A 12,557-nucleotide genomic window follows, 5' to 3' on the forward strand; every position below is an offset into this window, starting at 1 on the left:
CCCGGCGATATCCTGTGGGAGGGGGCTTGCTCCCGAAAGCGGTGTATCAGTGTGCATCAATGCTGAATGACGCACCGCTTTCGGGAGCAAGCCCCCTCCCACAGGATTGCATGCCAGCTCAGATCATTCAGCGCAGCGCATTAAGCGTCGCGTTGTGCGGAATACAGCGCTCGAAATTGCAGCTGGCGTATTCGCGCGGCAGTTGTCGCAACTGCTCGACCCGCCAGGCCGCGGTGCCGTACAGCGCCAGCGTGGCAGCGCAGGTGATGAAAATTGCGAAGTACCTTCTTGTTCTGATGTTCATGGCGTAGACCTCTGAACGCATACCCTGCGGTATTACTTTCAGCATAGAACAAGATCAAAAGATCGCAGCCTGCGGCAGCTCCTACCCATAACCCTGTAGGAGCTGCCGAAGGCTGCGATCTTTTGCTTTTCTACAGCCCCACATCCCACTCTGGATTCTCGGGAAATCGCTGCACCAGGAAATCCAGCATGCTGCGCAGTGCCGCCGGCATGTGCTTGCGCGAGGCATACACCGCGTAGATGTTCATCTGTCGTGGCTCGGCATCCGGCAGCAGGCGCACCAGCTCACCGGTATGCACATGCACCCCGGCCTGATAAGTCGGCAGCATCGCCACGCCGGCACCGGCCAGGGTGGCGCGCAACAATGTGCTGGCCTCGTTGGCGCTGATGTTGCCCTGTACCGGCACTGACACCGGTTCGCCATCCTCTTCGAAATGCCACAGGCTCTTGCCGAAATACGAATGCGTCAGGCAGTTGTGCTGGCTCAGGTCTTCGACCCGCTGCGGCGGCGGGTTGTCGCGCAGATAGGCCGGTGCGGCGCAAATCAGCGAGCGGCAGACGGTCAGGCGCCGGGCGATCAGGTTCGGGTCCAGGTCATTGCTGGTGCGGATCGCCAGGTCGATGCGCTCATCCACCAGATTCACCGTGCGGTCGAGCATCTGCATGTCGACGCTGACTCCGGGGTAGCGCTTGACGTACGCCGCCATCGCATCGGCCAGTTGCGCCTGACCGAACGAGGTACTGACGCTGATGCGCAGCAGTCCGCGCGGTGCCTCGTCGGGTTCGCTGACGGCAGCCTGCATGTCGGTCGAGAGTTCGAGCATCTGCCGGCAGCGCGGCAGAATTTCGCTGCCAGCGGCAGTCAGGCTCAACTTGCGCGTGGTGCGGTGCATCAGGCGCGCGCCGACCCAGTCTTCCAGCTCCGCCAGATAACGCGACACCACTGGCCGTGACAGATCCAGATGATCGGCCGCCGCCGACTGGCTGCCCAGATCCACCACGGTGACAAACACCCGCATTGCTTGAAGACGATCCATGATTTGCCCGCTTTCAGAAACAAACTATGTCCAAGCATCGCATTTTTTGTACCGAGTCAGGCAACTAAGCTCTGTCCCATCGCCAAACACGGCATTCGGACCACGGAGCAACAGATGATCGGCTTCACTACCCTCAAGCGCGTTTTGCTGGCCACCGCCACCCTCGGTTTCGCGGCCCACGCCGCTGCCACCAACCTGACACTGGACGTTTACAACCCGGGCACCAACGCGATCTTCCCGGTGACCTCGGTGCTGGTCAGCGGCGAGAAAGACGCGATCCTGGTCGATGCACAATTCGGCAAGTCCCAGGCCGAGCAGGTGGTGGAAAAGATCCGCGCCAGCGGCAAGCACCTGACCACCATTTACATCAGCCACGGTGACCCGGATTACTACTTCGGCCTCGACACCCTGACCCAGGCTTTCCCCGACGCGAAGGTGCTGGCCTCGCAGCCGACCGTGGATCACATCAACAAAACCGTCGCCGGCAAACTCGCCTTCTGGGGCCCGAAAATGGGCGCCGACGTACCGGCCAAAACCATCGTGCCGGGCGTGCTCAAGGGCGATAGCCTGATGCTCGAAGGGCAGAAATTGCAGGTGGTCGGTCTGGACGGCAAACAACCGGATCGCAGCTTCGTGTGGATTCCGTCGCTCAAGGCCGTGGTCGGTGGCGTGGTGGTCGCCGAGAACATTCATGTGTGGATGGCCGATACCCAGACCGCGCAATCCCACGCCGACTGGTTGCAAACCCTGCATTCGATCGAAACCCTGAAGCCGAAAACCGTGGTGCCCGGTCACTATCTGGGCGAGAGCAGCCGTTCGTTGGCCAGCGTGAAATTCACTGCCGATTACATTAAGGCTTTCGACGAAGAAACCGCCAAGGCCAAGGATTCCGCTGCACTGATCGCGGCGATGAAAAAGCGCTACCCGACACTCGGCGAAGAAAGCTCGCTGGAGCTGAGCGCCAAAGTCGCCAAGGGCGAGATGAAGTGGTAACCCGATTTATCTGAAACAGAGGTCGAGACACTTTTGTGGCGAGGGAGCTTGCTCCCGCCCGCTCGCCTGCGCAGCAGGCGTAAAACCTGCAAATGCGTTGTATCTGAAACAGGCGGGGAGTGCTTCGCCCTCCAGCGGGAGCAACTCCCTCGCCACAGGGAATACCGCTTCAAGATTAGATTTATGCCGTCGTTGAAACTCTCAAGCCAACTGGAGAATGTCATGAGCAAGATCGCAATCATTGGTGCCACCGGCCGTGCCGGTAGCCAACTGCTGGAAGAAGCCCTGCGTCGCGGCCATAGCGTCACTGCCATCGCCCGCGATACCTCGAAGATCGGCGCGCGTGCCGGTGTGGTCAGCAAGAATGTCGATGTGCTGAATTCGGCGGCGCTGCAAGCGGCAGTGGCCGGTCACGACGTGGTGATCAGCGCCGCGCACTTCGCCACGGTACCGGCCAGTGCCGTGGTCGGCCCGGTGAAGCAGGCGGGTGTGAAGCGTCTGCTGGTGGTCGGCGGTGCCGGTTCGCTGTTGCTACCGGACGACAGCCGAGTGATCGACAGTGCGGGTTTCCCCGCCGAGTACAAAACCGAGGCCAGTGCTGGCGCGGCGTTTCTCGATGCCTTGCGTTCGGAGCAGGAACTGGACTGGACCTTCCTCTCGCCATCGGCAGAGTTTGTCGAAGGTGAGCGCACCGGCACCTTCCGCGTTGGCAAGGATCATTTGCTGTTCAGTGCTGAAGGTCGCAGCTGGATCACCTTCGCCGATTACGCGATTGCGTTGATCGACGAAGTGGAAACGCCGAAGCATTCGCGCCAGCGGTTTACCGTCGGGTATTAAGCAACGACGCAGACCAAATGTGGGAGCGGGCTTGCTCGCGAAGGCGGTGTGTCAGCGACATTTGAAGTGATGGACACACTGCATTCGCGAGCAAGCCCGCTCCCACAGGAGGGATCTGTGTACTTCAGCGGGTATGCGCCTGCTCCACCAGCCAGATCATCAACTCCTCCAACTGCGGCGACGCTTCCCCGCCCTGCGGCATCACCACGTAATACCCCAGCCCCGTTTTCACCTTCAGATCAAACGGCATCACCAGCCGCCCCGCGCGCAGGTCATCGCCGATCAGTGACCAGTCGCCAATCGCCACCCCCGTCCCATGCGACGCCATCGACATCGCCTGATCCAGCGTCTCGAAATGCTGCCCCATGTTGACGTTGTTCAACTGCAATTCGGCGGCGGTCAGCCACACGGTCCAGTCCTGGGTGTCGCGGGTCGGATGCAGCAGCAGATGCTGTTGCAGGTCGGCCGGTTCGCTCAGCGCCGGTGGGCCTTTCAATAATGCTGGCGAGCAGACCGGTGTCAGTTGCTCATCGAACAGATGCAGGGCAGTCGAGGAGTTGTCCGGCGGATTGCCGTAGATCACCGCCGCATCGAATTGCTCGCGCTGAAAGTCGACGCCATGGGCCAGTGTAGTGGTCAGTTTGACCGGCACGTCCGGGCGTTCCTTTTGCCACTGCAGCAGGCGCGGCACCAGCCAGCGCATCACGCAGCTCGGCGCCTTGAGTTGCAGGGTTTGCCGCTTGAGACCGATCTGCTCGGTCGCTTCGCTGATCAGGCCAAAGATCTTCTCCACCCGTGGCAGCCACTCACGTCCTTCAGCGGTCAGCTCAAGGCCCCGGGCCAGACGAATGAACAACTCATAACCGAGATGATCCTCCAGCCCGGCGATCTGCCGGCTCACTGCGCCCTGGGTGATGTGCAACTGCTCGGCCGCCCGGGTGAAGTTGCAGCACTGCGCAGTGATCAGAAACGTGTGCAGGGCGGGCAGGGGAGGCAGTCGTTTCATGGGGAACCAAGCTATGACGTGAGGACATGGCTAGTATGACTTTTAATCGATTGTTGCCGCTACCTGCCGCCCGTTCAATGAGCCCATTCAAGGGCTCTTTGTAGGAGTGAGCCTGCTCGCGATTGCGATGTGTCAGTCACTGCGATGTTGAATGCACCGAAGTCATCGCGAGCAGGCTCACTCCTACACAAAGGCCTTGTGTCTCAAACGAACAAGAAGGGCAATCGACATGGCGACGTGTGGCGAAGTACTGGTCAAGTTACTTGAGAATTACGGGGTCGGGCAGGTGTTCGGCATTCCCGGGGTGCACACCGTGGAGCTGTATCGCGGGCTGGCCCGTTCGAGCATCAACCACGTCACTCCACGGCATGAACAGGGCGCCGGTTTCATGGCTGACGGCTATGCGCGCACCAGCGGCAAACCGGGGGTGTGCTTCATCATTACCGGCCCGGGCATGACCAACATCACCACCGCGATGGGCCAGGCCTACGCCGACTCGATCCCGATGCTGGTGATCTCCAGCGTGCAGACCCGCAGCCAGTTGGGCGGCGGTCGCGGCAAGCTCCACGAGTTGCCGAATCAGAGTGCGCTGGTCGGTGGCGTCGCGGCGTTCTCCCACACCCTGATGTCGGCGGCGGAATTGCCGGGCGTGCTGGCCCGTGCCTTTGCGCTGTTTCAGGCCGGGCGCCCGCGTCCGGTGCACATCGAGATTCCGCTGGACGTGCTGGTGGAAGAGGCCGATGAACTGCTCGCCAGCATTCCGGTGCATATCGACCGCGCCGGGGCTGCACCGGCTGCCGTACGGCGCATGACTGAGTTGCTGGCCGGCGCTCAGCGTCCGCTGATTCTCGCCGGTGGCGGCGCCATCGATGCCGCTGCCGAACTCACCGAACTGGCCGAGCTGCTCGACGCCCCGATGGCGCTGACCATTAACGCCAAAGGCATGCTGCCCTCCAGCCATCCGCTGCTGATCGGCTCGACACACAGCCTGGTTGCCACTCGCGCACTGGTGGCCGATGCCGACGTGGTGCTGGCGATCGGTACCGAACTGGCGGAGACCGATTACGACGTGACCTTCGCCGGTGGTTTCGAGATCCCCGGCAAGTTGCTGCGTATCGACATCGACGCCGATCAGACCGTGCGCAACTATCCGCCGCACGTGGCGTTGGTTGCCGACTCGCGCAACGCCGCGCAAGCGCTGCTCAGCGCGTTGTCGCAGCAGCCGTTGGCTGAGCGTTGCAACGATTGGGGCCAGGTGCGGGCCGCACGTCTGCGTGATGAGCTGGCCGCGACCTGGGATGCGCCAACCCTGGCCCAGACGCGCTTCCTCGAAATCGTGCTGCACGAGTTGCCGGACGCAGTATTCGTCGGCGACTCCACACAACCGGTGTACACCGGCAACCTCACGTTCAACCCGGAACGACCACGACGCTGGTTCAACTCGTCCACCGGTTACGGCACCCTCGGTTACGCCTTGCCGGCAGCCATTGGCGCGTGGCTGGGCGGTAGCGTCGAGGGCGGTGCTCGTCCGCCGGTGGTGTGCCTGATCGGCGACGGTGGCTTGCAGTTCACCCTGCCGGAACTGGCCAGCGCGGTTGAAGCGCGCACGCCGGTGATCATCCTGCTGTGGAATAACCAGGGCTACGAAGAGATCAAGAAGTACATGGTTAACCGCGCCATCGAACCGGTCGGCGTCGACATCTATACCCCGGATTTCATCGGCGTGGCCAAGGCCCTGGGCTGCGCCGCCGAAGCGATCAGCTCGGTCGAACAATTGCGTGGCGCGCTGCGCGCCGCCACCGATCGTCAGGGCCCGACCCTGATCGAAATCGACCAGACCCAATGGACGCAGGCGGTGGCCCAATGATCAATTCCCCCACCACACTCGATGGCCTGTACATCAACGGTCAATGGTCGGCCGGGCGTGAACACCTGCGGGTGATCAACCCGGCCACCGAAGCGCTGCTGACCACGGTCAATGGCGGCGACGAAAGCGCGGTCGATCTGGCCGTCAGCGCCGCCACTGAAGCATTCAAGCGCTGGTCGAAAACCAGCGGTGCCGAACGCGCTGCGATTCTGCGCAACATCGCCAACGGCGTGCGCGACGGTCGCGATCATCTGATGAAGTTGCAGTCGAGCAACAACGGCAAACCGCAATTCGAAGCGGCGATCGACGTCGATGATGTGATCGCCACGTTCGAGTACTACGCCGAATTGGCCGAAGGTCTCGACGCACAACTCGACAGCAACGTGGCGCTGCCCAGTGACGACTTCAGCGCACGTCTGCGCCGAGAGCCGTGCGGCGTGGTCGGGCTGATCGTGCCGTGGAATTTCCCGATGGTCACCACCGCGTGGAAACTCGCGCCGGCGCTGGCCGCCGGTTGCTGCGTGGTGCTCAAACCGTCGGAAGTCACGCCGCTGCCGGAGCTGGAACTGGCGGCGATCATCGCTGAGTCCGGTCTGCCCAATGGCGTATTCAACCTGGTGTGCGGCACGGGTCTGGCGGTCGGTGCGCCGCTGTCGGCGGATCCGCGCATTGCGAAGATTTCCTTCACTGGCAGCAACGCCGTCGGCGTGCAGGTGATGCAGCGCGCTGCGGAAACGGTGAAGGGCGTGAGCCTGGAACTCGGTGGCAAATCCTCATTGCTGGTGTTCGAGGATGCCGATCTGGAACTGGCGGTGGAACTGGCTTGCGGCGGCGGTTTCTTCAATGCCGGGCAGATGTGCTCGGCCACCAGTCGCGTGCTGGTGGCCGATGAGCTGGCCGACGAGTTTCTTGAGCGTCTGCAAAAGCGCGCGCAAGCGATTCGCGTGGCTGACCCGTTCGACCCGGACGTGGAGATGGGCGCGCTGGTCAATCAGACGCAATACCAGCGCGTGCTCGGTCACATCGACCGTGGTCTGAGCGCTGGCGCCAAGCTGGTGTACGGCGGCAATCGTCCGGCGGATCTGCCGCGCGGCTATTTTTTGCAGCCGACGGTGTTCACCGACGTGCCCCTCGACAGTGCGCTGTGGTGTGAAGAAATTTTTGGCCCGGTGCTCTGCGTGCGCAGCTTCAGCAGCGAAGCCGAGGCGATTGCCTTGGCCAACGACAGCCAGTTCGGGCTGGTCGCCAGTGTGGTGACGCGTAACGCCGAGACTGCCGACCGCGTCGCCAACGCCCTGCAGGCGGGGCTGGTCTGGCTCAACGCGCCGCAAGTGATCTTCCCGCAGACGGCGTGGGGCGGCTACAAGCAGAGCAGCATCGGCCGCGAATTGGGGCCGTGGGGCCTGGCCGCGTTTCAGGAAATCAAGCACGTGATCCGGGCGCTCTGAACGGCATGTCGGCTGTTGCCGATCTGGTCCGGATTTTTTGCTGAGCATTCCGGCCTCTTCGCGAGCAAGCTCGCTCCCACATTGGATGTGTGATCAACACTAATCCCCTGTGGGGGGCGGGCTTGCTCGCGAAAGCGTCAGTCGATACAGCGCAATAGGCGGATCAGACCGACTGCCGCAACCGCGCCAGATCCCTTAACGGCGGCGCCCCAAACAAGCGGCTGTACTCGCGGCTGAACTGCGAAGGGCTTTCGTAACCCACGCGATAGCCCGCCGCCGACGCCTCCAGCCCTTCGGCGAGCATCAGGCGTCGCGCCTCTTGCAGGCGCAATTGCTTCTGATACTGCAGCGGACTCATCGCGGTCATCGCCTTGAAGCGGTGATGCAAGGTCGAGACGCTGAGGTTCACTTCTTTCGCCAGATCATCGATGCGCAGCGGCTGTTCGAAGTTGCCGTTGAGCCATTTGATCGCCTGGCTGATGCGATGGCTCTGGCTGTTGGCAATCGCGATCTCATACAAACGGTGACCCTGCGGACTGCGCAGCAGGCGATAGAGAATCTCCCGGCGAATCAGCGGCGCGAGCATGGCGATGTCTTTCGGCGCGTCCAGCAGTCGCGCCAGACGCAACACCGCGTCGAGCATCGCGCTGTCGATCTTTTCCACATACAGGCCACGCCCGGTCGGCCGGGTCGGCACGCCCATCGGCCCCGCGTCGGCGATCAGTGCGGTGATTTCAGCCGGGTCGATGTCCAGGCGCACGGCGAGAATCGGATTCTCGGGCGAGACATTCACCACCCGCCCGCTGAGCGGCATCGAGACTGAGACCACCAGGTAATTCAGCGGGTCGTAATTGAAGAACTCATCCGCCAGTCGTACCTCTTTGCGGCCCTGGGCCATGATGCACAGCGCCGGTTGCGCGAGTACCGGGGCGAAGTCGTGGGATTGGGTATGGCGCGACATGAACAGCGAGCCGATGGCGGTCTGGTAACTGCCGTCGTCCGTGGTGTTGCGGCGGATGATCGCCGCGAGTTCTGCGCGCTGTTTTTCCATGTCGGCATCGGGCGGAGACTGGAAACGATCGAATGACGTCATGCACGGCATCCTCGGCAAGGAATCTGGAATGGAGCAGAGCATATGTTTGTGCAAGCGCCAGCGGTAGACACATCCTGTCAAATGCTTGCCTGATTCTGCATGGGCTGCTTTTGCGTGCCGGCCATCAGCCCGCGACCGCCACCTTACCCTTTGGGTCGAAGACCCCTGTAGGAGCTGCCGAAGGCTGCGATCTTTTGATTTTAAAAACAAAAGTCAAAGGATCGCAGCCTTCGGCAGCTCCTACACAAAAGCGTTGTGACAGCGGTGTTACAGGTTTCAACTCACCGACGCCGGGCGTTTGTGCAGTCTCGCAGGATTGTGCAACGCAGCGGCAGGAATCGACTAACGGCATCTTGCGCCCGGCCCTTAACCTTTGATCCTGTCGCAGCCCGTCCCCGGCTGCCACGCGACTCCCTGGGAGGGTTGAACATGTCCAAGCAGATTCCCGTCAGTCATATGGCCTTCGTTCGAGCGCGCGCCGGACGCTCCGCCGAACTGGGTGTACGCCTCAGTGCCTTGATCGAACCGTCACGCAACGCCCCCGGTTGCCTGAACTTTGCCCTGCAGCATTCGCAATGCGATCCGGACCTGTGGCTGGTCTCCGGTTTCTGGAGCCATCAACAGGCGATGACCGCGTATTTCAACAGCCCGTCGATGCAGATCTTTGCCGAATTGGTTCAGGATCTGGTGGTCAACAGCCTGGATTTCCACACCTTCAAGGAGGTGTCGGCGGCGCAGGCGCTCGGACAATGCCCGGCACCGATACACAAACTTGCCGGTTGAGGGTTTAATGTCCGGCTTATTCATCTGAGCCAGGATGTGTGCCATGGCACGTAAAGAGTTCGAACACTTCGAAGCAGTCTCCGCAGTCGTCCCCGTCGAGTTGGGCGGCAACAAGGGTTACCACGCGGCAATCGCGGTCAAGGCCCTGGTCGATGGCGGTGCGCCACGCTTCCACAAACTGCTGGGTGATCAGGTGTTCCCCGGCGCCATCGCGGCCGATGACGCGGCGACCCAGGAGCTGGAACGTCTGCAGGGCGTCACTGATGACGCCGAGCTGATCTGGTAACTGTGCTTACTTGCCCGCACCCGGGCGCCACATCTTGAACAAGGCCTCTGGCCCCAACTGGAAATAATCCGCCGGCCCGCCGCCGCGCAGAATCGGTTCTGCCGCGGCGGTGTCGTAGATCCCGTCCTTCAACAGCCACTTGGCGATATGCACAGCGACCACTTCGCCGAGAATCAGCCAGCTCGGCACGGTTTCGCCATCGGCGCGCTGCAACTGAATGATCTGCGTGACCTTGCATTCGAAGGACACCGGGCTTTCGGCCACCCGTGGCACCGCAATCACCTTCGACGCCACGGGCGTCAGCCCCGCCAGTTCAAACTCGTTGACCTCAGGCGCGACCATCGCGCAGCTCTGGTTCATCTGCTCGGCCAGCGGCCGGGTGGCGAGGTTCCAGACGAACTCGCCGGTCTGCTCGATGTTGTTCAGGCTGTCTTTGCGCCCGACGCTGGAAAAACCAATGATCGGCGGAATGTAGTTGAACGCGTTGAAGAAGCTGTAAGGCGCAAGGTTCAGCCGGCCGTGGGCATCCTGCGAAGAAATCCAGCCGATGGGGCGCGGGCCGACGATGGCGTTGAACGGATCGTGGGGCAGGCCGTGGCCGTTGGCGGGTTCGTAGAAGTGGATGTCATCGGACATGGTGAATGAATTCCTGAGGCTGCGTTTCGGATGCAGCCATAGTGCAAGGACGCTCCGCGTATTTCCAGTCACACGCTGATCCCCCTGTAGGAGCTGCCGCAGGCTGCGATCTTTTGATCTGATCTTAAAAACAAAATCAAAAGATCGCAGCCTGCGGCAGCTCCTACAGGGGATTTGGGTGGATTTGAGAATTGTCATGCCCCAGAAATGACTAAGCCCGGCCGAAGCCGGGCTGTGGGGAGACTGCCGATGATCAGCTGATGGCGGCAGCGGTACCGGTTTTATCGAAGCCGTCAGCGGCGATGGCATTGGCAGTACCGGTCTTGTCGAAGCCATCGGCGGCGACGGTTTTGCCGAGGTTGGTTTTATCGAAACCGTCAGCGGCGTAAGTACCCGAGTGGCTGGTTTCGATGGCAGCGCTGGCGCCGTTGATGAAGTCGGCGGATTTGGTTCTGTCCGAGCCATCGGCAGCGAAGGTGTTGGCGGCCAGTACGGACAGGGTCAGGGCGAGGATCAGTTTGGTTTTCATGTTCTTTACTCCAGATTCGTGGGTGGGTGTGTCTTGCATGGGTTTGATGCTACGCCAAATAAATCGATTAAAAAGCGCAAATAAATGCTAAAAGCAATCGATTAAATTGATATTAAGGGCGGCGCGTTGAAATCGCTTTCGTCGTCGGAGCGAGCGTCGCGCAGGTCATCGATCAGGTGATTGCAGAATGAGGGGGCAGCATTAATCAGCGATTAATCGTTGTTACCCGAAGGTGAGGGATTTTTCATACTTGCGGTTGGCAAGTGGGGCTGCCGAGTTGTCCTGATTGATCTGGAACCAGGGTGCGCCCCTCGCGAGCAAGCCCGCTCCCACAGAGGAGTGCATTCCAGTGTGGGAGCGGGCTTGCTCGCGAAGGGGCCCCTACAGCCACCGTTGCAGTGGCTGTGGAAATCCGATCAGTCAGTCACGATCCGCGAGTGTTTCTGCGTGTCTTTCATGGTGATGTACACCAGCAGCGACACCGCGATGCACGCGGTCACGTACCAGTAGTAACCGGTTTCCATGCCGATGCTCTTGAACCACAGCGCGATGTATTCGGCCGTGCCGCCGAAGATCGACACGGTCAGTGCGTACGGCAAGCCGACGCCCAGCGCGCGGATTTCGGTGGGGAACAGCTCGGCTTTCACCACGGCGTTGATCGAGGTGTAGCCGCTGACGATGATCAGTGCCGCCATGATCAGAAAGAACGCGCCCCACCAGGTCTGGATGGTGTGCAGGGTCATCAGGATCGGCACGGTGAAGATCGTCCCGAGCACACCGAAGGCGATCAGGATCGGACGACGACCGATCTTGTCCGACAGACCCCCGATGATCGGTTGCAGGCACATGAACAGGAACAGCGTGGCGGCCGAAATGGTGGTCGAGTCGGAGATGCTCATGCCGACGGTGTTCACCAGGTATTTCTGCATGTAAGTGGTGTAGGTGTAGAACGCCAGCGTACCGCCCATGGTCAGGCCGACCACGGTAAGCAGTTCTTTCGGGTGGCGCATCAAGGTGCGCATCGCGCTTTCCTTGGACTTCTCTTTCTTGGTGAACGACTCGGTTTCTTCCATGCCGCGACGCAGGTACAGCGCAACGATCGCGCACAGTGCGCCGATGGCGAACGGAATACGCCAGCCCCACGCGTACAGCTGTTCAGTGGTCAGCATGTTCTGCAGCACGATCAGCACGCCCAGCGCGATGAGCTGGCCGGAGATCAGGGTCACGTACTGGAAGCTGGAGAAGAAACCGCGACGCTCCCTGGTCGCCATCTCCGACAGGTAGGTGGCCGAGGTGCCGTACTCGCCGCCGACCGACAGGCCTTGCAGCAAGCGGGCGAAGACCAGCAGGATCGGCGCGCCGATGCCGATGGTTTCGTAGTTGGGGCTGAGGGCGATCAGCAAGGAGCCGAAGCACATCAGGTAGACCGAGGCCATCAAGGCTTTCTTGCGACCGACCTTGTCGGCGTAGAGACCCATCAGCCAGCCACCGATCGGACGCATCAGGAAGCCCACGGCGAAGATCGCGGCGGTGTTCATCAGTTGTGCGGTGGTGGAACCGGCGGGGAAGAAGGTCTTGGCGAAGTACAGCGAGAAAGCGGCGTAGACGTACCAGTCGTACCACTCGACCATGTTGCCGACCGAGCCGCTGAAGATCGATTTGATCCGGCTGGCGGTGGTTCTTTCTTTGGCGGGCGCGGCAGCCGACCCAAGGGGCAGGGCGTTGGAGTTATCCATTGA

13 protein-coding genes are annotated in these 12,557 nt (G+C 61.4%); 6 read left to right on the top strand and 7 right to left on the bottom strand.

The features are described 5' to 3' along the window. Positions 1–127 precede the first annotated feature (127 nt). Together CKW11_RS28640 and CKW11_RS07125 are read right to left on the bottom strand one after the other, a co-directional pair. Positions 128–304 carry a hypothetical protein gene (locus CKW11_RS28640; protein ID WP_007964044.1) on the bottom strand — a complete coding sequence of 59 codons (177 nt, stop codon included), beginning with the start codon at positions 302–304 and terminating at the stop codon, positions 128–130. A 130-nt stretch (positions 305–434) separates the two neighbouring features. Continuing rightward, positions 435–1,340: a LysR family transcriptional regulator gene (locus CKW11_RS07125; protein WP_218235247.1), complete on the bottom strand. Its 906-nt coding sequence runs from the start codon at positions 1,338–1,340 to the stop codon at positions 435–437. Between the two features lie 114 nt (positions 1,341–1,454). Between CKW11_RS07125 and CKW11_RS07130 the strand changes: the two genes are divergently transcribed. Continuing rightward, on the top strand, positions 1,455–2,333 hold the full coding sequence (locus tag CKW11_RS07130) for an MBL fold metallo-hydrolase (protein ID WP_095136987.1): 879 nt from the start codon (positions 1,455–1,457) through the stop codon (positions 2,331–2,333). Positions 2,334–2,555: 222 nt separating this feature from the next. Continuing rightward, positions 2,556–3,170: an NAD(P)-dependent oxidoreductase gene (locus CKW11_RS07135; RefSeq protein WP_095136988.1), complete on the top strand. Its 615-nt coding sequence runs from the start codon at positions 2,556–2,558 to the stop codon at positions 3,168–3,170. Positions 3,171–3,294: 124 nt separating this feature from the next. Here the strand turns inward: CKW11_RS07135 and CKW11_RS07140 are convergent, their stop codons facing one another. Then, positions 3,295–4,176, bottom strand: a complete 882-nt coding sequence (locus tag CKW11_RS07140; RefSeq protein ID WP_095136989.1) for a LysR substrate-binding domain-containing protein — start codon at positions 4,174–4,176, stop codon at positions 3,295–3,297. A gap of 229 nt (positions 4,177–4,405) precedes the next feature. On the opposite strand from CKW11_RS07140, the gene CKW11_RS07145 reads away from it, so the two are divergent. Then, positions 4,406–6,043, top strand: coding sequence for a 5-guanidino-2-oxopentanoate decarboxylase (locus CKW11_RS07145; protein WP_095136990.1), 1,638 nt, complete (start codon positions 4,406–4,408; stop codon positions 6,041–6,043). Further along, positions 6,040–7,491 (top strand): aldehyde dehydrogenase family protein, encoded by a 1,452-nt coding sequence (locus CKW11_RS07150; RefSeq protein ID WP_095136991.1) that lies wholly within the window; start codon positions 6,040–6,042, stop codon positions 7,489–7,491. Before CKW11_RS07145 ends, CKW11_RS07150 begins: the two co-directional genes overlap by 4 nt. Positions 7,492–7,654: 163 nt before the next feature. On the opposite strand, the gene CKW11_RS07155 is transcribed toward CKW11_RS07150, so the two are convergent. After that, positions 7,655–8,584, bottom strand: a complete 930-nt coding sequence (locus CKW11_RS07155; protein WP_095136992.1) for an AraC family transcriptional regulator — start codon at positions 8,582–8,584, stop codon at positions 7,655–7,657. 429 nt (positions 8,585–9,013) lie between these two features. Between CKW11_RS07155 and CKW11_RS07160 the strand changes: the two genes are divergently transcribed. Continuing rightward, complete coding sequence (locus tag CKW11_RS07160; RefSeq protein WP_095136993.1) at positions 9,014–9,367, top strand: antibiotic biosynthesis monooxygenase family protein; 354 nt, start codon at positions 9,014–9,016, stop codon at positions 9,365–9,367. Between the two features lie 43 nt (positions 9,368–9,410). After that, positions 9,411–9,653, top strand: a complete 243-nt coding sequence (locus CKW11_RS07165; RefSeq protein WP_047296118.1) for a hypothetical protein — start codon at positions 9,411–9,413, stop codon at positions 9,651–9,653. 6 nt (positions 9,654–9,659) lie between these two features. Here the strand turns inward: CKW11_RS07165 and CKW11_RS07170 are convergent, their stop codons facing one another. The 3 genes from CKW11_RS07170 to CKW11_RS07180 form a co-directional block, all read right to left on the bottom strand. After that, positions 9,660–10,289, bottom strand: coding sequence for a flavin reductase family protein (locus tag CKW11_RS07170; RefSeq protein WP_095136994.1), 630 nt, complete (start codon positions 10,287–10,289; stop codon positions 9,660–9,662). A gap of 253 nt (positions 10,290–10,542) precedes the next feature. Beyond that, positions 10,543–10,818: a hypothetical protein gene (locus CKW11_RS07175; RefSeq protein ID WP_095136995.1), complete on the bottom strand. Its 276-nt coding sequence runs from the start codon at positions 10,816–10,818 to the stop codon at positions 10,543–10,545. 416 nt (positions 10,819–11,234) lie between these two features. Further along, complete coding sequence (locus tag CKW11_RS07180) at positions 11,235–12,554, bottom strand: MFS transporter (RefSeq protein ID WP_007965880.1); 1,320 nt, start codon at positions 12,552–12,554, stop codon at positions 11,235–11,237. Positions 12,555–12,557 lie beyond the last annotated feature (3 nt).

The organism is Pseudomonas sp. Irchel s3a10 (genome assembly GCF_900187525.1).
Lineage (GTDB): Bacteria > Pseudomonadota > Gammaproteobacteria > Pseudomonadales > Pseudomonadaceae > Aquipseudomonas > Aquipseudomonas koreensis_G.